Here is a 21438-nt window from a genome sequence, read left to right as displayed (position 1 = left end):
GATCACAGATCAGTGGTGCAATTACCCATGACTTCGTACGTCACGCGGTGGGTCTGGCCCTGATGATCGATATATTCCATGGTCGCTGGCACGACTCCGCAGGCGGTTGCGGTGTTTGTCACTGAAACTACTTTGGCGATGTCCAGCGGCTGTGCCGGGTTGTACGGGGTGGCAGCGGCTGGCTCGTTGGCGGCCAGGGCCGAGGTGGCTGCGAGGGTCAGGAACAGGCTGGTCAGGGTTTTCATTTTTCTGTGCTCTGTGTGGGTTCCAGTGTCTGAATTTTAGTCTTTGCCTGTGGGTGATAAAGGGGGTTGGGTCTGATTCAGTCTTGCAGGAAATGTAATAATCGCTGTTGATTGTGTGCATATCCGTTTCTGCGGTAGTGCCGGCTGGTGGTTTCGCTCTTACAGCGAGTCACTTTGAAAAGCCCAAAGTAACCAAAGGCTCTTGCCCCTTTCGTTCGGCCCTTCGCCTAGGCTCAGGGTGCCCTCGCTCCGGTCCTGCTCCGTGGGCCCGCCGCCATCGGCCATCCATGGCCGGGGGCGGCTAACCCGGCATCCATGCCGGGTTGCCCACTGCGCAGAACCTCCACTCGGCCTCTCGAGGGGGCGTGCACCGCAAAAGCCAAAGCGAGGCGGCCTACCGGCCGGCCTGACTTCAAGTGAACGCATTCCCCTGTAGGAGCTGCCGAAGGCTGCGATCTTTTGATCTTGCCGTTGCCGTTGCCGTTGCTTTGGTTTTTGATCTTGATCTATCCGCCCCTTTCCCAGAGGCCGAACGCAGGCATTGCGTAGGGGGCACCGCGGCAGGGATGCCGCGGTAGCCGCCCCCGGCCATGGATGGCCGATGGCGGCGGGCCCCCGGAGCAATGCCGGAGTGAGGGCATGCCGAGCCTAGGCGAGGCACCGAATGGAGGGGCAAAAGCGCTTTGGTTACTTTCGCGCTTTTCGAAAGTGACCCGCCGTAAGGGCGGAACCATAAGTGGCCGTTACAAAAAAATGGATATGTACGCAACCAAAGAGCCGCCATTACCGCAGCAACGAATATGCCCCCCAATCGTAAAACGCCCCTCCAGAGCAAAGTCGAAGGGCGGTGTAGACTGATGACCTGTTCTCTTCTGGCAAGACAAGGGAGTGTGCCCAGCCATGATAGGTGCCGAGTTACTGTCATCCGAAACCCTGACGGTGGGTTGGCTGATCTATATACCGGCGCTGATCTGGGCAATTGCGCGAGCGCCATGGGTCGAACTGTTCAGCGACAGCCGTCGCCAGCATCTGCTGTTCGGTACGGTGTTCGCGCTGTTCATGCTGTGGCTGGTGCGACGGGACTTTGATACCGGCGTGTCCTATCACTTCATCGGCATGACCGCCGTGACCTTACTGCTGGATTGTCCGTTGGCGATTGTCGGCGGGTTGGTCGCGCAAGCAGGATTGGTGTTGCTCGGGCGTCAGGACCTGGCCGCTGTCGGCGTAAACGGAGCGCTGCTGATTCTGCTGCCGGTGCTGGTCACCGAGTGCTGCGCCATTCTGGTGGAGCGTGCGCAGCCGCGTAATCCCTTCGTGTACATCTTCTGTTCCGGTTTTTTTGCCGCTGCGCTGTCGGCCTTGTTGTGCCTGATCCTGACGCTCACGCTGCTGTGGTACGACGAGCGATTCGCCATGCCGTACTGGCTGGAAGACTTTGTTGGTTACCTGTGGTTGCTGATTTTTCCGGAAGCGTTCATCAACGGCATGGTGATCAGCGCGTTGGTGGTGTTCTGCCCCGAATGGCTGGAAACGTTCAATCGCACGCGCTATCTATCGGCGCCCTGGAAAGATGACGATCCCAAATCTTGATCCACATCAAATCCAAAAAACGCTGACGAATCCATGCTTCGGAAAACTTTCAGGAGCATCGAAATGAGTGTCTACGAGTGGGCCAGGCAGGAGTTGCGTCAGAGTCTGGATGTGGCGCAAGAGGTGGGCTTCGATCCGGGATTGAGCTTGCGCGCCTTGCTCAGTGCAGTGGTGCAGCAGAGCAAGGCAGTACGCAATACCGAAGACCTGGCCGATGAGTTGCGGTTTCTCGCCGAGAACCTCGACGAGGGCCAGGACTATGGCTTTATGCGGCCCTGATGGCCGGGATCAGTGACGCGGGTCGAAGTCGCCGCTGAACATCTCGTCCTCGGCATCAGGGGGCACCGGGATCTTGTGTTCTTCCGACGCCCAGGCGCCCAGGTCGATCAGTTTGCAACGGTCCGAACAGAACGGCCGGAACTTGCTCTCGGGGCTCCATTCGACAGGGGCGCCACAGGTTGGGCATTCGACGGTCGGGGGTTGGCTCATGACTGGCCTCCACGCAAAGTAAGGTAAAAGTGATGCAGGCGTTCGACCTCGCTGTGCAGCCAGGCGAGGTCGCGGTCGTTGACCACCACATCGTCGGCATGGTTCACGCGGTCCTGTCGGCTGGACTGAGCCTTGAGGATCGCCTGGACTTGCTGTTCGCTGGTCTGGTCACGCTGCAGGGTGCGTTCGATCTGTAACTGTTCCGGGGCATCGATCACCAGGACCCGTTGGGTCATGGCGTACTGCCCGGACTCGATCAGCAGCGGCGAAACCAGAATCGCGTAAGGCGATTGTGCCTTGGCCAGATGATGGGCGATTTCCTCGGCGATCAACGGATGCAGTAGCGCTTCGAGCCAGCGGCGTTCTTCCGGCACCTCGAAGATCAGCTTGCGCAGGGCCGCACGATCCAGCTGGCCATCGGCTTGCAACACGCCGGGACCAAAGTGCTCGGCGATCTTCGCCAGTGCCGGGCGGCCGGGTTCGACCACCCAGCGAGCCGCATGATCGGCGTCCACCACGTGCACGCCGAGGTCGATGAAGTGCTGCGCGGCCGCGCTTTTGCCGCTGCCGATGCCGCCGGTCAGGCCGAGAATCCAGGGTTTTTCCACAGGGGTATTCATTTCAAACCGACAAACTGCCAATAGAAGCCGGTTATTTGACCACCCCAGAGCAAGGCAATCCAGCCGGCAATGGCCAGATAAGGTCCAAAGGGCAGCGGCGTCGAGGTTTTCGCATCCCGCAGGCGCAGCAAAATCACCCCGAGAATGGCCCCTACCAGCGATGACAGCAGTATGGTCATGGGCAGGATCTGCCAGCCGCCCCAGGCGCCGAGCATCGCCAGGAGCTTGAAGTCACCGTAGCCGATGCCGTCCTTGCCGGTGATCAGCTTGAACAGCCAGAACACCGTCCACAGCGCCATGTAGCCGGCCACCGCGCCCCAGAACGCGTCATGCAGTGATACGAAGAGCCCGAAGCTGTTGAGGATCAATCCCAGCCACATCAACGGCATCACCAGTACGTCCGGCAACAGTTGATGTTCGGCATCGATCAGGCTCATCGCCAACAGTCCCCAGCTCAGGACCAGCACCATGCAGGCCTGCCAGCCGAAACCGAAATGCCAGGCGACGAACGCCGACAGCAGGGCGCAAGCCAGTTCGGTCAGCGGGTAACGTTTACTGATCGGCGCCGCGCAGTTCGAGCATCGTCCACGCAAAAACAGATAACTGAGTATTGGAATGTTTTCCCACACTCGAATCCGATGGCCGCAGTGAGGACACTCGGAGTGGGGCAGTATCAGGTTGTAAGTCGGGCCGGGGGCTTCGACTGGCAAGTCCAGTACATCATGGGCCTGCAGGCGCCATTCACGCTCAAGCATTTTCGGCAGGCGCCAGACCACCACGTTGAGAAAACTGCCGATCAGCAGGCCGATCAGCCCCGCGGTAATCACAAAGGCCAGCGGGGTGAGGCTCAGAAATTCGTTCAAGGACATATCAGACCGCTGAGCCGAGTTGGAAGATGGGTAGGTACATTGCCACTACCAGCCCGCCGACGATAACCCCCAGCACCACCATGATGAATGGCTCCATCAGGCTGGTCAGGTTATCGACCATGTTGTCCACCTCAGCCTCATAGAAACTCGCGACCTTGTCGAGCATGTCGTCCAGCGCGCCGGACTCTTCGCCAATGGCCGTCATCTGGATCGCCATGGTCGGAAAGATGCCGGAGGTACGCATGGAAAAATTCAGCTGCATGCCGGTCGAAACGTCCTGCTTGATGCGTAACACCGCTCGCTTGAACACGATATTGCCGGTCGCGCCCGCCACTGACTCCAGCGCTTCGACCAGTGGCACGCCGGCGGCAAACGTCGTCGACAGGGTGCGGGCGTATCGGGCCACGGCGGACTTGTACATGAGCGCGCCAACCAACGGCAGTTTCAGCAGCCAGGTGTCCGTCCGGTCGCGAAAGCCCGGGGAATTCTTGAAGGCATGGCGCAGGCCGAAGATCCCCCCGGCCAGCACGCCGAGTATCATCCACCACCAGTCCTGCATGAACTCCGACAAGCCGATGACCATCACGGTGAACGCCGGCAGTTCGGCGCCGAACCCCGAGAATACCGACTGGAACTGCGGCACAACCTTGACCAGCAGAATGCCAGTCACAATGATCGCAACGAACACCACCGCCAACGGGTAGGTCATGGCTTTCTTGATCTTGGCCTTGAGGCTTTCGCTCTTTTCCTTGTAGGTCGCCACCCGTTCCAGCAGGGTATCCAGGGCACCGGCCTGCTCGCCGGCGTCCACCAGGTTGCAGTACAACTCGTCGAAATACTGGGGCTTTTTGCGCAGGGCCGCGGCGAAGCTGTTACCGGCCGCGACTTCCTGTTTCACCTCGTCCACCAGTTTGCGCATGTTCGGGTTGTCGAAGCCTTCGCCGATGATCTCGAACGATTGCAGGAGCGGTACGCCGGCTTTCATCATGGTCGCCATCTGCCGGGTAAACAGGGCAATGTCCAAGGGTTTGATGCGCTTACCGGCACTGAAAATGGACGCGGATTTTTTCCGCACCTTGCCCGGGTTGATGCCCTGCTTGCGCAATTGGGCCTTGATCAGCGCTGGATTTTGTCCGGTCAACTCGCCGGTCATTCTCGCGCCTTTGCGATCCGTGCCTTCCCAGGCATACACGCTGATTTTCGCTGCTTTGACCGCCATATTCAGTCCTTCGTGACCCGGTTGATTTCTTCAAGGCTGGTGATGCCTTGCATGGCCTTGAGCAAGCCCGAGGTGCGCAGGTCGTTGAAGCCGTCCTTGCGCATCTGGAGGTCGATCTCCAGTGAATTGCCTTCGGCCATGATCAGCCGTTGCAGGTCAGGGGTGTTCTTTACCACTTCATAAATCCCCACTCGCCCTTTGTAGCCAGCGTTGCATTGATTGCAACCGACCGGTTCATAGATCGTGAACGAGCCGATGCGTTCCTCGGGGAAGCCTTCCTTGAGCAGCGTCTCGCGGGGAATCTCGATGGGTTTCTTGCAATGGCTGCACAACTTGCGCGCCAGGCGCTGGGCGATGATCAGGCTGACCGAAGTCGCAATGTTGAAGCCCTGAATCCCCATGTTGTGCAGGCGGGTCAGGGTTTGCGCGGCGCTGTTGGTGTGCAGGGTGGAAAGCACCATGTGCCCGGTCTGGGCGGCCTTGATGGCGATTTCGGCGGTTTCGAGGTCGCGGATTTCGCCGACCATGATCACGTCCGGGTCCTGGCGCAGAAACGAGCGCAACGCCTGGGCGAAATCCATTCCCTGCCTGGGATTGACGTTGACCTGGTTGACGCCCTCCATGTTGATTTCCACCGGGTCTTCGGCAGTGGAGATGTTGATGTCGACGGTGTTGAGGATGTTCAGCCCGGTATAGAGCGACACGGTCTTGCCTGATCCAGTTGGCCCGGTCACCAGGATCATCCCCTGTGGTTGCTTGAGGGCGGCCATGTACAGGTCTTTCTGCTCCGGCTCGTAGCCGAGGGCATCGATGCCCATTTGCGCACTGGACGGATCGAGGATCCGGATCACCACTTTTTCGCCCCACAGGGTCGGCAGGGTGTTGACCCGGAAGTCGATGGACTTGCTCTTGGACAGGCGCATCTTGATCCGCCCGTCCTGGGGTTTGCGCCGCTCGGAGATGTCGAGACTGGCCATGACTTTGAGTCGGGAAGCAATGCGGTTGGCCAGTTGCGTCGGTGGCTTGGCGACTTCATGCAGGATGCCATCGGTGCGCATCCGCACGCGGTAGATTTTTTCGTAGGGTTCGAAATGCAGGTCGGAAGAACCGCTCTTGATTGCATCGAGCAACATCTTGTGGACGAAGCGCACCACGGGCGCGTCATCGGTATCCTGTCCGGCGATGGCGTCCTGTTTCTGGTCATCGACCGACTCGATGTCCAGACCGTCGAGGTCGACATCGGCCATCTCTTCCAGGCCGGTGGCGTGGCTGTCGAAGAATTTTTCGATGGCGTCGCTGAGCTTGTCTTCTTCGACCAGGATGGCTTCGGTGTTCAGCCCGGTACTGAACTGGATGTCGTTGATGACCTGTTGATTGCTCGGATCGGAAACCCCCACGAACAGTTTGTTGCCGCGTCGCCAGAGGGGCAGGGCGTGGTGCTGGCGGATCAGTTTCTCGCTGACCAGCCCCTTGGGTTGGGTGTCTTTGTCCAGGCAGTTGAGGTCCAGCAGGGCCATGCCGAAATGCTCCGAAGCCACCTCGGCGACCTGCCAGCTTTTCAGCAGTTTGTTCTGCACCAGATAGCTGACCAGCGAGATTCGATCGCGTTGGGCTTGCTGATACGCCTGTTGCGCACTTTGGTCAGTGATCAGCTCGGCCAATACCAATTGCTTGGCCAGACCGCTAAGGGCAATGTCATTCATTGGGATTCCGGACGCAGGCGGTTAATGACTTATAGCCTAGTCAAGCAGTGGAACCAAACCAGCCGAGGTGAGGTGACAAAAAGTGTCAGAAAGTGCGGATCCTGGGAGTAGGAAAGATCTTTGTCGTGATCTCGAGTCCCGTCTGCAGGGGCATGTACGACTTGGCATGACCTGTGCTGTACCCTGTTCAGATCATGAGATTTCGACTCATGCATGGAGCCTGTCTATGAAAAATCAAAATGGTTTTACCTTGATCGAACTGTTGATCGTGGTGGCGATCATCGGGATTCTGGCGACGTTTGCATTGCCGCAGTATTCGAAGTACCAATCACGGGCGAAGGTCACCGCTGCGCTTGCAGAAATCTCGGCACTGAAGGTGCCTTTCGAAGACATTATGAATCAGGGCACAGATCCTACCCTCGCTTTGATCGGCGGTACGGCGACTACAGGTAATTGCACGATTACGGCATCGGGTACCACCGCTACCGGTGTGGGCAGTATTGCCTGCACGATCCTCAATGCTCCAGGGCCTGTGCTCAGCAAAACCATTACGCTTTCGCGTACCCTCGCCGGTGGCTGGACATGCGCCACTACGGCTCTACAAGAGTACGCACCTAAAGGCTGCACCGGTACCTGATCCATATCACCCGGCATAAACAATGCCCCGCTTCTCACGACGCGGGGCATTTTTTTTGGCCATTTGGGGGCGATTCGGATGATCACGAAAACCCCGACAATTCATGGCCTTAGGCCTGCGTTAAAACCCGCAAGTTGCATGTCGATAATTTCGCACTCTTGCATTTTGCATGATTTCGAAAATTGTCATTTTTATTAAATTGTTGATTTATAAGTGTTTATTTTTAATCGATCAGTTGGCATAGCGTTCGCACTCTCTCAGGTAACCCTGCTGACAAGACGACACGCAGCAGACTTTCCAGAAGAACAGGAGTTACTCGTATGAAGAAGTTCGCGATCGCTGCCGCTACTGCTACCGCGCTGACCCTGACCATGGTCAACGCTGCATTTGCACAGACCACCCAAACCACCCAGGCTCCCATGACGCTGGCCGCCGGTGAAGTGACCAAAGCCAAAGAGGCTACTTCCGATACCTGGATCACGACCAAAGTCAAAGCAGACCTGGTGACCGAAAAAGGCATCCCAGGCACCGACATCAAAGTCGAAACCAACAAAGGTGTCGTGTCGCTGTCGTCCACTGTTGCGGTGACTGAAGCTCAGAAAACCACCGCCGTGGCCATCGCCAAGAAAATCAAAGGCGTCAAAGCGGTGTCCGCTGACGGCCTGAAAGCCGAGTAAGGCAAGGCTTCTCGCCTGGACCGGGAGAAGATGCGGCAGGCGGGCCAAGTCATACGTCTGTCGCGTTTTGAGAGTTCATGCGAAAGGCCACAAGGACGTGGCCGTTACAGGCCCCGACATTCGTGTCGGGGCCTGTTCTATTGGGAGCAACGCAAAAAACTGTGGGAGCAAGCCTTTGTGGCGAGGGGGCTTGCCCCCGTTCGATTGCGAAGCAATCGTAAACCGGTTACCGCTTTCCCATTCAAGATCGCAGTGACGGGTTTCAGGGGCGCTCCGCACCCCAACGGGGGCAAGCCCCCTCGCCACACATTGGTTTGTGGTGGGTTCAGTTACCGCGTTTGCTGGTGATTTGAACCAACCGGTTTCCTTCGAAGCGCAGGTACTGGTACATCCCGCTGTTGGGCCCGTAGGTCCATTCCTCGACCTGAAACTCTTCCCGGCGATTGGCGCTGCGCTTGTAGCCGAGCAGGTCACGTGCGACAGGCTCTCCGCATTTTTGCAGCACTTCGCTGGACCTGTCCCCGACGCTGATCAGCTGGCTGCCGCAGCGCAGGGTATCGGCCGCAACGGCTTGGCCGGCGGCCAGCATCAAGGCCAGATTCAGAAGCCAGCGCGCGTCCATCACTCGGCATCCAGATGCATGGCCGTCACCACGCGGCCATCGCTTTCGGCCTCACCGAGGTTGGCGTCGATGAAGTACACGCGGTCATCGGCCAACTGCCCTTTGTCCACCAGATAGTCCTTGATGCTGCTGGCCCGCTCTTGTCCCAGTTGGCGCAACAGCACTTCGCTGGAACTCCAGAAGTCGATCACGCTTTCACGCATTTTTTTGCTGCGTTCTTCCTTGCCCAGATCCTTCCATTCCGCGGGCGGCTGGATCTTGAGGCGCGTGCGGTAGATCCCTTCAAGCAGCGGGCCTTTCTCATTGTCCGGCACTTGCAGCATGGAGGCTTGGGCCGGCACCTTGTCACCGCGGCGCTGGAGCATTTTGTAGTAGTTGTACTGGTATTCCCGTTCCAGGCGTTGCTCGGCGAGCAGCGGGCCGTCGCTGCTCTTGGCGGCAGTGCCTTCGATTTCCAGGCGCAGGGCCGGACGCTCCTTGAGCGCCTGGGACAGTTTGATCAATGTCGCTTCGGCTTCCTTGTTCAAGTCACTTGAACCTGGTGCAAACGCCACGGTACCCAGATCCTCTGAACCACCGCCGCTGACCAGCCCACCAATCATTTTGAACGGCGCCGCGGCCGCTTTCACGATCAGATTGCGCAGGGTCTGCCAGATGATCGGCATGACGCTGAACTGCGGGTTGTTCAGATCGCCGCTCACCGGCAGTTCGATGGAAATCTTGCCGTCGACATCCTTGAGCAAGGCAATCGCCAGTTTCAGCGGCAGGCTAACCGCATCCGGACTGTCGACTTTTTCACCCAGTTGCAGCTGCTCGACCACCACTTTGTTTTCGGCCAGGAGCTGGCCATTGGTGATCTTGTAATGCAGATCCAGATTGAGCCGGCCCTTGCGGATGCGGTAACCGGCGAACTTGCCGGAATAGGGCGTCAGGGTGGTCAGTTCCACCCGTTTGAAACTGGTGGCGATGTCCAGGCTGGCCATTGGGTCGAACGGGTTGACCGAGCCCTTGATGGTCACCGGCGCATAGCGGTCGACCTTGCCTTTGACGTCGACGCTGGCCGGTTTTACGTGGCGACTGTCGATGGTGCCGATCTGCCCATTCAACTGTTGAACGGCCGTGGCGAAGTTCGGGGTCAGGCTGAAGTCGGCGAAGTTCGCCGAACCGTCATTGATGGCAATTGCGCCAATGTGGATGCCCAGCGGTTTTTCGTTTCCGGCTGCCGGTTTGGCCGCGGCGGTCTTGGCGCCGGAGTCGGCCGGTTGCGGGATCAGCAGGTCATCGATGTTGGTGGTGCGGTCATCGTTGATCATGAAGCGCGCATAGGGCTGGAACAGGTTGACCTTGTCGATCGACAGGCTGTCGCCGTGCTGATAGTTCAGGCCTTCGAGCACCAACTGCTGCCATTTGAGGAAGTCGCGGGTTTTCAGGGTGTCGAGGGTATGCAGTTGATCGACCTGCGCCCGGCCAGTGACGCTGAACGCCAGTGGCTCGGTGCTTTTCAAGTCGACCGCCAGATCACTGCCCAGCATGCCGCTACGCAGTTCGAGGCGAATGAACGGATTGATGTAGGACTGGGCGACGCGCAGGTCGATATCCCTGGTCTGCACGTTCAGTTTGGCGCTGATCGGGGCCAGATTGACCGTGCCGTCTGCCATGATCTTGCCTTGCTTGCCCACGCCCGTGTCGAGCTTGAGGTTGAAAGGCGAACCATTGAGGCTGTCGAAATTCTGCAGGTCCAGATTCAGTGGGCCGAGCTCCAGTGCCACAGCGGGTTGCGCCTTGCGGTCGGCCAGGTGCACCTGATAATTACGCAGTTGCACGTCTTTGAGCAGCACCTGCCAGGGCTTGCTCGGCGCGGTCGGTTCGGGCTTCGGTGAATCGGCTGCCGCAGGTGTGCTGGTGGGTTCGGCGTTGGCTTTGGCAGCCTGTTTGGACGGCTGGCTGGCGAACAGTTTTTGCCAATCGAGTTGCCCATCGGCTTCGAGGGCGGCCCAGGTTTCCAGTTTCTGGCTGCGGATCTTGCCGACCACCACTTGCTGCTTGGCCAGATCCACGGTGGTGTCGCTGATGTCCAGCCGTTCGAGCTTCGCCAGCGGTCGACCATCCGGCGCCTTGATGGCGAAAGGCGCAACGCTGACGGCGACGTTGTTCAGCAGCAGTTCGGTGCCCTTGTTCAGATTGAGTTTGTAGTCGGTGCTCAAGTTCAGGACACCGTTTTCCAGGACCAGCGGCAGCGCATCGCGCACGTATGGCCACCAGACTTTCATCTGGCCGTCGGTGACTTTCAACTTACCTTCGGAGGCGATCGGGCTCAGGCTGAAATTGCCGGTCCAGTCGATCTGCCCGCCGGCCGGGCCGACCGCGACCAGGGTCATGTCGGCGTTGTCGTCGGGCAGGGTGCTGAGATTCTTCAGCTCGAAATCGAGTTTGTCGTAGAGGAACTCGATCGGCTCGCTGGGCCGGGCATCTTCGAAATGCACGTAGCCGCCGGCCAGTTTGATCCGCTCCACGCGCAGCGGGAAGGGTTTGGCATTCGGGTCGACCGGGGTCGGTTCGCTGGCGGGGATTTTGAACAGCCCGAGCAGGTTGAGTTGGCCGTCCTTGCCGAAGAGGATTTCAGTCTTGGGCTTGTCCAGTTCGATATCGGACAGGTGCAGCGCCTTGGTCCACAGGCTGTCGATCTGCAGGTTGGCGTACAGGCGTTCGAAGCCCACTTGCTCCTTGCCCGGCTCGCCGATGATCAGGCCCCAAAGGGTTACTTCAAGGCTGAACGGGTTGAGTTCGATCCGCGAAATCGTCGCGGGCGTTGTGGCGTAGTTGGCCAGTTGTTGGTTGGCAACCCGCAACGCGATGCCCGGCAAAATCAGAAACCCCAGCAGGCTGTAAAGGGCCAGGGCTGTTAACAAGGCGCCGATAGCGCGGATCAATCCTTTGGGCATGTGTGGCTTCATCTGTCGGAATCGGAGTGCCTTGGAGTATGGCATGCGTTTGCGGTTCCGAAGCAACCACGCTTTATAGGATTTGTCTGATAATGGGTGTGGATTTTCAGAGCTGCAGGATCAGCGTTTTCAGCGGCGGTTGTTGATCCATCGACGGAAAGTCGCTGCCCGGTGTCAGCGCTGTCCACTCACGCACCGGGCGCCCGGCCTTCTCTGCGCAGCGCAGCACTTGCTCGCGCCAATCGTCCATGCTGACCTTCGCCAGGTTGTTGCAGCAGATCAGCACGCCATTATCAGCAGTGGTCAGCAGCGCCGGTTTGAGCAGGCTCTGGTAGTCGCGCAGCAGGTCGACCGTGCCGAAAGCACTCTTGGCCCAGGCCGGTGGATCGAGCAGCACCAGATCGTACTGACGCTGCTCCAGACGTTGATAGCTCGGCAGTTTCTGCCCGCGACGCTGGCTGATCGGCAGGCCGGCCAATTGACGAATCGCCGGGAAGTAATCGGACTGGATAAATTCCATGGTCGGCAAATGTGGGTTGAGTAGACCGTTCTCGCGGCCGACCGCCAGGTTGCCTTCGGCAAAGTCCAGGTTGCACACCTCGCTGGCACCACCGGCCGCAGCGCAGAGGCCGACGCCACAGGTGTAGGCAAACAGGTTCAGCACACTTTTGTTTTTGCTGTGTGCCTTGACCCAGCCACGGGCGTTGCGCAGGTCGAGAAACAGCAACGGATCCTGGCCGGCATGGCGCCCGCGAACCCGGTAGTTCAGCCCCCATTCGTGGCCGATCAAATCTTGCAGGGCTGCTTCGTCCGCGCGGTAGACGGTGTCTTCGCGGTCGATGCGCGAGTTGCCGCGAGAACGGTCGTTGTACACCAGCAGGATATCGAGGCCCAGCTGTTGATTGACGATTTCGTGCAATTGCAGCAGGGCGTCACGCTCCAGCGCCTGGTGAAAACTTTGCACCAACAGTTGCGGGCCATAGCGGTCGATGGTCAAACCGCCGGCACCTTCCTGGCTGCCGTGGAACAGGCGATAGCAATCGGTGCCTTGCTGATGCAGCTCGGCGAGCAGGTCCTGGCGACGATCAAGGGCGGCGCACAGCGCCTGATTCAAGGAAGACATGCTGGGCGCCTTGCTGGAGGGAATTGAGGGCGCGGGAGTTTAACAGCTATGGGCTGATCGTTCCCACGCTCTGCGTGGGAATGCCTCACCGGACGCTCTGCGTCTGCTTCCGGGACGCGGAGCGTCCCCTGGCTGCATTCCCACGCAGAGCGTGGGAACGATCATTGCGCGAACGATTTACGAGTTCAGGCGTTTGTCGATCAAGCCCTGCACCACGCTCGGGTCGGCGAGGGTCGAGGTGTCGCCGAGGCTGTCCAGTTCGTTGCAGGCGATCTTGCGCAGGATCCGTCGCATGATCTTGCCCGAACGGGTTTTCGGCAGGGCCGGGGCCCACTGGATCAAGTCCGGTTTGGCGAAGCTGCCGATTTCCTGGCTGACATGGGCCAGCAGTTCTTTCTTCAGATCGTCGTCGGGTTCGACGCCGTTCATGGGCGTGACGAAGGCGTAGATGCCCTGGCCTTTGATGTCGTGGGGGTAACCGACCACGGCGGCCTCGGCAATGCTGTCGTGCAGCACCAGCGCGCTCTCCACTTCGGCGGTGCCGATGCGGTGCCCGGAGACGTTGATCACATCGTCGATGCGCCCGGTGATCCAGTAATCGCCGTCCTCGTCGCGGCGTGCGCCGTCACCGGTGAAGTAGTAGCCGGGATAGGGCTTGAAGTAGGTTTCGACCATCCGTTTCGGATCGCCGTAGACGCTGCGGATCTGCGCCGGCCAACTGGACTTGATGGCCAGCACGCCGCTGCCTGCGCCTTTGATTTCCTTGCCGTGTTCATCGAGCAACACCGGTTGTACGCCGAACATCGGTTGGGTGGCGCAACCGGGTTTGACCCATTGGGTGCTGACCAGCGGGCTGAGCATGATGCCGCCGGTTTCGGTCTGCCACCAGGTATCGACAATCGGGCAGCGTTGCTCGCCGACCGTATTGAAATACCACTCCCAGGCTTCCGGGTTAATCGGCTCGCCGACAGTGCCGAGTAAGCGCAGGCTCTCGCGGGATGTTTCCTTCAACGGTTCGGGACCTTCACGCATCAACGCGCGCAGGGCGGTCGGGGCGGTGTAGAAGATGTTCACGTGGTGCTTGTCGATCACCTGCCAGAAGCGCGAGGTGCTGGGGTAGCTCGGTACGCCCTCGAAGATCAGCGTGGTTGCGCCGTTGGCCAACGGCCCGTAGACGATGTAGCTGTGGCCGGTGACCCAGCCGACGTCGGCGGTGCACCAGAAGACTTCACCGTCGCGATAGTCGAGCACGTATTTGAAGGTCATCGCCGCTTGCAGCAAGTAGCCGCCAGTGGTGTGCAGCACGCCTTTGGGTTTGCCGGTGCTGCCGGAGGTGTAGAGGATAAACAGCGGGTCTTCGGCGTCCATCGGCTCTGGCGGGCAATCGTCACCGACATCGCGCAGTGCCTGGTGATACCAGAGGTCGCGGCCTTCAACCCAATTCACCTGGTTTTGGCTGTGCTCGACCACGATCACGCTGCTGACGTTCGGGCAACTTTGCAGGGCTTTGTCGACGTTCTGTTTGAGCGGCACGAATTTACCACCGCGCACGCCTTCATCGGCGGTGATCACGGTGCGGCAGTCGGCGTCGAGGATTCGGTCACGCAGCGAGTCCGGGGAGAATCCGCCGAACACCACCGAATGAATCGCGCCGATTCGCGCACAGGCGAGCATGGCGTAGGCAGCTTCGGGGATCATCGGCATGTAGATGCATACGCGGTCGCCTTTCTTCACGCCACGGCTTTTAAGCACGTTGGCCAGTCGACAGACGTTGTGATGGAGTTTTTTGTAGGTGATTTGGGTGGATTCGGCGGGGTCATCGCCTTCCCAGATGATCGCGACTTGATCGCCACGCTTTTCCAGATGACGGTCGATGCAGTTGTAACTGACGTTTAACTTTCCGCCGGCGAACCAGCTTGCGTCACCGGTTTTCAGGTCGTACCGCTGGACGGTCTGCCACGGCGTGCTCCAGTCGAGGAACCGTGTGGCCTGTTCGGCCCAGAAGGTGCTGGGGTGTTCAATGGATTCACGGTACAGGCGCTTATAGTCGTCCTGACTCAACTGTGCAGCCCGGCGGACGGCATCGGCTTTGGGGAACGTGCTGATATCGAACATGACGGTTCCTTATTCTTGTTTTGCGACAAGAGGGGAGCTGCGCGACCCCGTGTAGGAGCTGCCGAAGGCTGCGATCTTTTGATCCTGGTTGTAAAAACAAGATCAAAAGATCGCAGCCTTCGGCAGCTCCTACACAGTAATAGCGCACGCCACCGATTTTGCAGTAAACCCGGTGCCGTGGAACTGTCGGTGCTGCAAGTTGAAGGGGCGGGTCAACCGCCCCTTCAGCCTATCACCCGCGGTGACGACCGCGGAAGTAGTTGATCAGGCCTTGGGTGGAAGCATCGTCGGCCGGGGTTTCTTCGCTGCCGACCAGGCGGTTGTAGACGCCTTTGCCCAGCTCTTTACCCAGCTCCACACCCCACTGGTCGAAGGCATTGATGCCCCAGACCACGCTTTGCACGAAGACTTTGTGTTCGTACAGCGCCACCAGGGCGCCAAGACGCCGCGGGCTGATGCGTTCGACTACCAGGGTGTTGCTCGGACGGTTGCCCGGGATCACCTTGTGCGCTGCCAGCTTTTGCACTTCATCCTCGGCCATGCCCTTGTCACGCAGCTCGGCTTCGGCTTCGGCGCGAGTCTTGCCGAGCATCAATGCCTGGCTTTGCGACAGGCAGTTGGCGTACAGCCACTGGTGGTGGTCGGACACCGGGTTGAAACTGACGATCGGCACAATGAAGTCGGCCGGGATCAGTTGGGTGCCCTGGTGCAGCAACTGGTGGTAAGCATGCTGGCCGTTGCAACCAACGCCGCCCCAGATCACCGGGCCGGTATCGGTGGACACTGGCGTGCCGTCCTGGCGCACGCTCTTGCCGTTGGATTCCATGTCCAGCTGTTGCAAGTGCTTGGTGATGTTGCGCAGGTAGTGGTCGTACGGCAGGATCGCGTGGCTCTGCGCGCCCCAGAAGTTGCCGTACCAGACACCGAGCAACGCCAGCAGCACCGGCATGTTCTGTTCGAATGGCGCGCTCTGGAAATGCTGGTCCATGGTGTAGGCACCGGACAACAGTTCCTTGAAGTTCGACATGCCGATGGCCAGGGCAATCGGCAAACCGATGGCCGACCACAGCGAGTAACGGCCGCCGACCCAGTCCCACATCGGGAAGATGTTCTCTTCGCGAATACCGAACGCCACGGCCGCCGCGTTGTTGCTGGAAACGGCGATGAAGTGACGGTACAGCTCGGCTTCCGAACCGCCCTGAGCCAGATACCAAGCGCGGGCGGCCTGGGCGTTTTTCAGGGTTTCGAGGGTGTTGAAGGATTTCGACGAGACGATGAACAGCGTGGTCTCGGCGCGCAGCTTCATGGTCAGTTCGTGGAATTCACTGCCGTCGATGTTCGCCAGGTAATGGCAACGCACGCCTTTCTGGGCGTAGGACAGCAGCGCTTCGGACACCAGCTCAGGGCCGAGGAACGAGCCACCGATGCCGATGTTCACAACGTCAGTGATCGGCTTCTCGGTGTAACCGCGCCACAGACCGTCGTGGATTCGGCCTACGAGATCGGTGATTTGGTTGAGCACCTTGTGCACGTCGGGCATCACGTTGACACCGTTGACCGACAGCTTGTCGCCCACCGGACGGCGCAGTGCGGTGTGCAGGGCCGGGCGTCCTTCGGAAGCGTTGATGATTTCGCCCGAGAACAGCGCTTTGATCGCGCCCTTGAGGTCGACTTCGTTGGCCAGGCCCACCAGCAGATTGCGGGTCTCGGCGTTGATCAGGTTCTTCGAGTAGTCGAGAAACAGGCCGCAGCTGCTGAGGGTGAATTGATTAAAACGCTGCGGATCGGCATTAAAGGCTTCGCGCATGCTGAAATCCTGCATGGCTTGGCGGTGGTCATTCAGCGCTTGCCAAGCGGGCAGAGCGGTAACGTCGTGAGGAGTGCGGTAATACGCCATCGCTGCGGTTTTCCTTTTACTTGAACGGCCTTTTGAACACTAAAAATCCCGGAGCGCTGTGGGTGGGCGTCCGGTCAACTGCGTCGACACGATTTCTGGCGCAGGGCGAATACAGTAAACCTCGCGCTGCAATCTGTCTTGACTTTGTCTGACCTGCTCCCGGTACTTTTTTAACATTTAACCAAGAGCGGTCCGACAAACGGAAAGCTGGCAGGGGGGCGGTTCGGTCAGGCAACCTGAACCGGAATGGCATTGCTGGTGTGGCTCAGTTCGTTACCCGGAGCCATGTAGAGCATGCGCGGCTTGAAGTTGAGCAGCTCGGCTTCGCTGTAGTGAGCGTAAGCGCAGATGATTACGCGGTCGCCGACCTTGGCCTTGTGGGCTGCGGCACCGTTGACCGAGATCATGCGCGAACCTTCTTCGCCACGAATCGCGTAGGTGGTGAAGCGTTCGCCGTTGTCGACGTTGTAGATCTGGATCTGTTCGTACTCACGGATGCCGGACAGGTCCAGCCATTCGCCGTCGATGGCGCAAGAGCCTTCGTAATCGAGTACAGCATGGGTGACTTCGGCGCGATGCAGCTTGGCCTTGAGCATGATGGCGTGCATGAATGTTTCCCCGGGTCGGAATCGAACGGGGGGCAGTTTGCCCGAAGGCTTTGTGGGCGGCAATACAGTCTGGAAACGACGCAGATCTAATGTGGGAGCGAGCCTGTGGCGAGGGGGCTTGCCCCCGTTTGAGTGCATAGCACTCACAGGATCTTTGATATATCAGAGATTTTGGGGCTGCTTCGCAGCCCAACGGGGGCAAGCCCCCTCGCCACAGGGTTTTGCGGTGTTCAGGCGGGTGCGTCGAGGTTCAGGTGCAGGTTGTCGATCAACCGCGTCGTGCCGAGGAACGCGGCCACCAGAATCACCAGATCCCGATCTTGCGCTGTCGCCGGACGCAAGGTCAGCGCATGGCGAATTTCCAGGTAATCCGGACGCAGGCCAGCCGCTTCCAGTTGCTTGATCTGCTCGTTGATCAGCGTCGGGTAATCGCGCTCGCCCTGTTTGATCGCGTCGCTGATCCGGGTCAGGGTGCGATAGACCTCTGGTGCGATGGCCCGCTGTTCTTCGCTGAGGAAACCATTGCGTGACGACAACGCCAGACCGTCGGCGGCCCGTACGGTCGGTTCGCCGATGATCTGGATCGGCATGTTCAGGTCGTGTACCAGGGCGCGAATCACCGCCAGTTGCTGGAAGTCTTTCTGGCCGAAGATCGCCAGGTCCGGCTGGACCATGTTGAACAGCTTGCTGACTACCGTCGCCACCCCTTCGAAATGCCCAGGACGGCTGGCGCCGCACAGGCCTTCAGACAGTTGCGGAACGCTGACGCGGGTCTGGCCGGCCATGCCGTCGGGGTACATTTCTTCGACGGTTGGGGCAAACAGTAGATGGCAACCGGCCTGGAGCAGTTTCTCCTGATCGGCGGCCAGGGTCCGCGGGTATTTGTCGAGGTCTTCGCCGACGCCGAATTGCAGCGGGTTGACGAAAATGCTCGCGACCACGAAATCCACCCGTTGGGTGGCTTTGGTAATCAGCGCGATATGCCCGCTGTGCAGGTTGCCCATGGTCGGCACAAAGCCGATGCGCTTGCCTTCGCTACGGGCGCGGGCCACCGCGGCCCGCAGTTCGCGTACGGTTTTTACGGTGTTCATGCAGAGAATCCGTGTTCGATGCCAGGGAAAGTCGCCGCTTTGACTTCAGTGACGTAAGCGCTCAAGGCGGCTTGAATGCTGGTTTGGCCGGTCATGAAGTTCTTCACGAACTTTGGCACGCGGCCGGTAATGGACAAGCCCAGCATGTCGTGCAGGACCAGGACCTGACCGTCGGTGCCATTGCCGGCGCCGATGCCGATCACCGGGATCTTCACCGCCTGGCTGATTTCTTCGGCCAGTTCGCTCGGCACGCATTCGAGCAGCAGCATGGCCGCGCCGGCCTGTTCCAGGGAAATCGCGTCGGCACGCATCTGCCGCGCCTGGTTCTCGTTGCGGCCCTGGACCTTATAGCCGCCGAGGATGTTGACCGATTGCGGCGTCAGCCCCATGTGCGCACACACCGGGATGCCGCGTTCGGCCAGCAGACGGATCGAGTCCGCGAGCCACAATGCCCCTTCAACCTTGACCATGTGCGCACCGGCCTGCATCAACAGCGCGCTGTTGGTCATGGTTTGTTCGAGGGTGGCGTAGGCCATGAAGGGCAGGTCGGCGAGGATCAGTGCATCGGTATTGCCGCGTTTGACGGCCGCCACGTGGTAGGCCATTTCAGCGGTGGTCACCGGCAGCGTGCTGTCGTGACCTTGCAAGACCATGCCGAGGGAGTCGCCCACCAGCAGCACTTCAACCCCGGCCTCATTGCAGGCGTGGGCGAAGGTCGCGTCATAGCAGGTCAGCATGGTGATCTTTTCACCTTTCTGCTTGAGGCTCTGGAGCGTGGTCAGGGTGATGGCTGGCATGAAAAAAATCCTCATTACAGGCGCTATGAAAACTACTGCGAGTAACGCGCGTGATTCGTCATTTATACAGGCGCACCCTCTTTCGTGGTGCTTGTAAGGCCTGGATTGCGCCCTTTAGCGCCGCGTTGGCGGCAGCGGGACGCCTATAGTCGTGAGGAGAACCCGGGAAGTCAATTGCGTGTGTTACCGCATTGTTACGTGTGGGGTGTTACCGGCGTTACTGATGCGATTCAGCAGATTTGCAATGGGCTTGTATCGTCAAAAGCGGCAACTCAGGCTGCCGGGAGGCGTTCCAGGCCGACGAACGGGCAGGCGGCGAGTAATTCTGCGAGGGTGCGGCCATCGGCCAGGCGCAAGTCCGCCGGTGCCAGTTCGGCCAGCGGATAGAGCACAAAGGCTCGCTCCTGCATGTGATAGTGAGGGACTTTGAGGCGCGGTTCGTCGATCAGTCGATCGCCAAACAGCACGATGTCCAGATCCAGCGTGCGCGGGCCCCAGCGTTCAAGGCGCTGGCGGCCTTGTCCGTTCTCGATGGCTTGCAGGGCATCGAGCAGCTCCAGCGGCGCGAGGCGGCTGTCGAGGGCGGCGACCGCGTTGGTATAACGCGGTTGGCCGGGCAGCAGCGAGTCGCTTTGATAAAACCCGGAAACGCCGACCAGTTCGGTCTGCGGCAACCGCGCCAGCGCCAGGGCGGCGCTGCGCAACTGTTCGGCAGGGTCAGCCAGATTGCTGCCCATGCCGATGTAGATGCGTTCCATGGCTTACTCGCCTGTCGTGCTCGAAGCGCCGGCAGCGCGTTTGCGTTTGGCACCGCCACTGCGGCGACGTTTGCGCGGAGCACCGCTGCCGTCGTCCTTGCCGCTGAGTTCGCGGATCATGTCCCGACGTTCGCTGTCGTTGGCGTCCTGATAGTCGGTCCACCATTCGCCCAGGCCATCGGTCTGTTCGCCAGCGCTTTCGCGCAGCAGCAGGAAGTCGTAACCGGCGCGGAACCGTGGGTTGTCCAACAACAGGTCGGCACGCTTGCCGCTGCGGCGTGGCAGACGCTCCTGCATGTCCCAGATCTCGCGGATCGGCATGGTGAAGCGTTTTGGAATCGCAATACGCTGGCACTGTTCGGCGATCAGCTCATGCGCTGCTTCCTGCATCGCTGGAATCGGCGGCATGCCACGTTCTTGCAGGCGCAACACACGGGCCGGTAGCGCAGGCCACAGAAGAGCGGCAAACAGGAACGCCGGGGTGACCGGTTTGTTCTGCTTGATCCGCAAGTCGGTGTTGATCAGTGCTTCACTGATCAACGTGTGGGTGTACGTCGGGTTGTATTCCAGCGCCTCGGCACTGGCCGGGAACAGCGGATCGAACAGCTGCAGGTCGACCAGCATCTCGAAGGTGTCCGCGGCGTGGCCGGAGAGGAACAGCTTGAGCACTTCTTCGAACAGACGGGCTGATGGAATCTCGCGCAGCATCGGTGCCAGATCGCGGATCGGCAGGGCGCTGTGCTTCTCGATACCGAAATTCAGCTTGGCGGCGAAACGCACGGCCCGCAGCATCCGCACCGGGTCTTCCTGGTAGCGCTGCTTCGGATCGCCGATCAGGCGGATCAGGTGATTGCGGATGTCATGTACGCCATTGGCGTAGTCGAGAATGCGTTCGCTGACCGGGTCGTAATACAAGGCGTTGATGGTGAAGTCGCGGCGTTGCGCGTCTTCTTCCAGGGTGCCGTAGACGTTATCGCGCAGAATGCGCCCGCTTTCGTTGCGGGAAGACTGGTTGCTGTCTTCGTCCTCGTCGTTTTGCGGGTGATTGGCGCGGAAGGTCGCGACTTCGATGATTTCGCGGCCAAAGTGGATATGCACCAGTTTGAAGCGACGACCGATGATCCGCGCGTTGCGGAATTCGGCCCGTACCTGTTCAGGGGTGGCACTGGTGGCGACGTCGAAATCTTTCGGCGTGATGCCGAGCAGCATGTCACGCACACAGCCGCCGACCAGGTAAGCCTGGTAACCGGCGTTCTGCAAGCGTTCGACGATGTTGACCGCGTAACGGCTGAATTGCGCCTTTTGCAGCGAATGTTGGCCGCTATTGAGCACTTCAGGCGTGCTGCGGATGTGTTGCGTATGACGCTTGGGAGAACGGAATGACTGGAACAACTTCTTCAGCATGGGATGCACTGTTTGAAGGAATGTTCGGCCAT

20 protein-coding genes are annotated in these 21438 nt (G+C 59.6%); 4 read left to right on the top strand and 16 right to left on the bottom strand.

What is annotated here, in order from left to right:
- Positions 1 to 2: 2 nt before the first annotated feature.
- Complete coding sequence (locus AC1RO5_RS10320; protein WP_493174807.1) at positions 3 to 245, bottom strand: DUF2790 domain-containing protein; 243 nt, start codon at positions 243 to 245, stop codon at positions 3 to 5.
- A gap of 900 nt (positions 246 to 1145) precedes the next feature.
- Here AC1RO5_RS10320 and AC1RO5_RS10315 point away from each other — a divergent pair.
- Positions 1146 to 1835 carry an energy-coupling factor ABC transporter permease gene (locus AC1RO5_RS10315; RefSeq protein ID WP_493174806.1) on the top strand — a complete coding sequence of 230 codons (690 nt, stop codon included), beginning with the start codon at positions 1146 to 1148 and terminating at the stop codon, positions 1833 to 1835.
- Positions 1836 to 1898: 63 nt separating this feature from the next.
- Complete coding sequence (locus tag AC1RO5_RS10310; protein ID WP_477814237.1) at positions 1899 to 2114, top strand: hypothetical protein; 216 nt, start codon at positions 1899 to 1901, stop codon at positions 2112 to 2114.
- 9 nt (positions 2115 to 2123) lie between these two features.
- Here AC1RO5_RS10310 and yacG read toward each other — a convergent pair whose 3' ends face one another.
- From yacG to pilB, 5 genes are read right to left on the bottom strand one after another with little or no spacing between them, the layout of a single operon-like run.
- Positions 2124 to 2324 carry a DNA gyrase inhibitor YacG gene (gene yacG / locus AC1RO5_RS10305; protein ID WP_493174805.1) on the bottom strand — a complete coding sequence of 67 codons (201 nt, stop codon included), beginning with the start codon at positions 2322 to 2324 and terminating at the stop codon, positions 2124 to 2126.
- The gene (coaE, locus tag AC1RO5_RS10300) at positions 2321 to 2944 is read right to left on the bottom strand and encodes a dephospho-CoA kinase (protein ID WP_493174804.1); all 624 of its coding nucleotides are present in this window, start codon (positions 2942 to 2944) and stop codon (positions 2321 to 2323) included. Before coaE ends, yacG begins: the two co-directional genes overlap by 4 nt.
- On the bottom strand, positions 2941 to 3813 hold the full coding sequence (locus AC1RO5_RS10295) for a prepilin peptidase (RefSeq protein ID WP_493174803.1): 873 nt from the start codon (positions 3811 to 3813) through the stop codon (positions 2941 to 2943). The genes coaE and AC1RO5_RS10295 overlap by 4 nt, the downstream gene beginning before the upstream one ends.
- Before the next feature lies 1 nt (position 3814).
- Complete coding sequence (locus AC1RO5_RS10290; protein WP_493174802.1) at positions 3815 to 5032, bottom strand: type II secretion system F family protein; 1218 nt, start codon at positions 5030 to 5032, stop codon at positions 3815 to 3817.
- Between the two features lie 2 nt (positions 5033 to 5034).
- Entirely contained in the window at positions 5035 to 6735 is a 1701-nt protein-coding gene (gene pilB / locus AC1RO5_RS10285) for a type IV-A pilus assembly ATPase PilB (RefSeq protein ID WP_493174801.1), read from the bottom strand.
- Positions 6736 to 6961: 226 nt separating this feature from the next.
- Here pilB and AC1RO5_RS10280 point away from each other — a divergent pair, with 226 nt between their 5' ends.
- Together AC1RO5_RS10280 and AC1RO5_RS10275 are read left to right on the top strand one after the other, a co-directional pair.
- Complete coding sequence (locus AC1RO5_RS10280; RefSeq protein ID WP_493174800.1) at positions 6962 to 7372, top strand: pilin; 411 nt, start codon at positions 6962 to 6964, stop codon at positions 7370 to 7372.
- A 320-nt stretch (positions 7373 to 7692) separates the two neighbouring features.
- The gene (locus tag AC1RO5_RS10275; protein WP_019650991.1) at positions 7693 to 8049 is read left to right on the top strand and encodes a BON domain-containing protein; all 357 of its coding nucleotides are present in this window, start codon (positions 7693 to 7695) and stop codon (positions 8047 to 8049) included.
- 325 nt (positions 8050 to 8374) lie between these two features.
- Here the strand turns inward: AC1RO5_RS10275 and AC1RO5_RS10270 are convergent, their stop codons facing one another.
- From AC1RO5_RS10270 to AC1RO5_RS10225, 10 genes are all read right to left on the bottom strand, one after another.
- Complete coding sequence (locus AC1RO5_RS10270) at positions 8375 to 8671, bottom strand: DUF2845 domain-containing protein (RefSeq protein WP_493174799.1); 297 nt, start codon at positions 8669 to 8671, stop codon at positions 8375 to 8377.
- Positions 8671 to 11658 (bottom strand): DUF748 domain-containing protein, encoded by a 2988-nt coding sequence (locus AC1RO5_RS10265; RefSeq protein WP_493174798.1) that lies wholly within the window; start codon positions 11656 to 11658, stop codon positions 8671 to 8673. Before AC1RO5_RS10265 ends, AC1RO5_RS10270 begins: the two co-directional genes overlap by 1 nt.
- A gap of 61 nt (positions 11659 to 11719) precedes the next feature.
- Complete coding sequence (locus AC1RO5_RS10260; RefSeq protein ID WP_493174797.1) at positions 11720 to 12736, bottom strand: class I SAM-dependent rRNA methyltransferase; 1017 nt, start codon at positions 12734 to 12736, stop codon at positions 11720 to 11722.
- A gap of 177 nt (positions 12737 to 12913) precedes the next feature.
- On the bottom strand, positions 12914 to 14851 hold the full coding sequence (acs, locus tag AC1RO5_RS10255) for an acetate--CoA ligase (protein ID WP_493174796.1): 1938 nt from the start codon (positions 14849 to 14851) through the stop codon (positions 12914 to 12916).
- 232 nt (positions 14852 to 15083) lie between these two features.
- Positions 15084 to 16748, bottom strand: coding sequence for a glucose-6-phosphate isomerase (pgi, locus tag AC1RO5_RS10250; protein ID WP_493174795.1), 1665 nt, complete (start codon positions 16746 to 16748; stop codon positions 15084 to 15086).
- A gap of 227 nt (positions 16749 to 16975) precedes the next feature.
- Positions 16976 to 17356, bottom strand: coding sequence for an aspartate 1-decarboxylase (gene panD, locus AC1RO5_RS10245; RefSeq protein ID WP_003228271.1), 381 nt, complete (start codon positions 17354 to 17356; stop codon positions 16976 to 16978).
- Between the two features lie 230 nt (positions 17357 to 17586).
- Entirely contained in the window at positions 17587 to 18447 is an 861-nt protein-coding gene (gene panC / locus AC1RO5_RS10240) for a pantoate--beta-alanine ligase (protein ID WP_493174794.1), read from the bottom strand.
- Entirely contained in the window at positions 18444 to 19244 is an 801-nt protein-coding gene (panB, locus tag AC1RO5_RS10235; RefSeq protein ID WP_493174793.1) for a 3-methyl-2-oxobutanoate hydroxymethyltransferase, read from the bottom strand. Before panB ends, panC begins: the two co-directional genes overlap by 4 nt.
- A 272-nt stretch (positions 19245 to 19516) precedes the next feature.
- Positions 19517 to 20002 carry a 2-amino-4-hydroxy-6-hydroxymethyldihydropteridine diphosphokinase gene (gene folK, locus AC1RO5_RS10230; RefSeq protein WP_493174792.1) on the bottom strand — a complete coding sequence of 162 codons (486 nt, stop codon included), beginning with the start codon at positions 20000 to 20002 and terminating at the stop codon, positions 19517 to 19519.
- A gap of 3 nt (positions 20003 to 20005) precedes the next feature.
- Positions 20006 to 21406 carry a polynucleotide adenylyltransferase PcnB gene (locus AC1RO5_RS10225; protein ID WP_493174791.1) on the bottom strand — a complete coding sequence of 467 codons (1401 nt, stop codon included), beginning with the start codon at positions 21404 to 21406 and terminating at the stop codon, positions 20006 to 20008.
- Between the last annotated feature and the right edge of the window lie 32 nt (positions 21407 to 21438).

It is taken from the genome of Pseudomonas sp. GW822-FHT02G04 (assembly GCF_058802085.1).
This window is presented reverse-complemented; position numbering and strand designations above follow the sequence as displayed.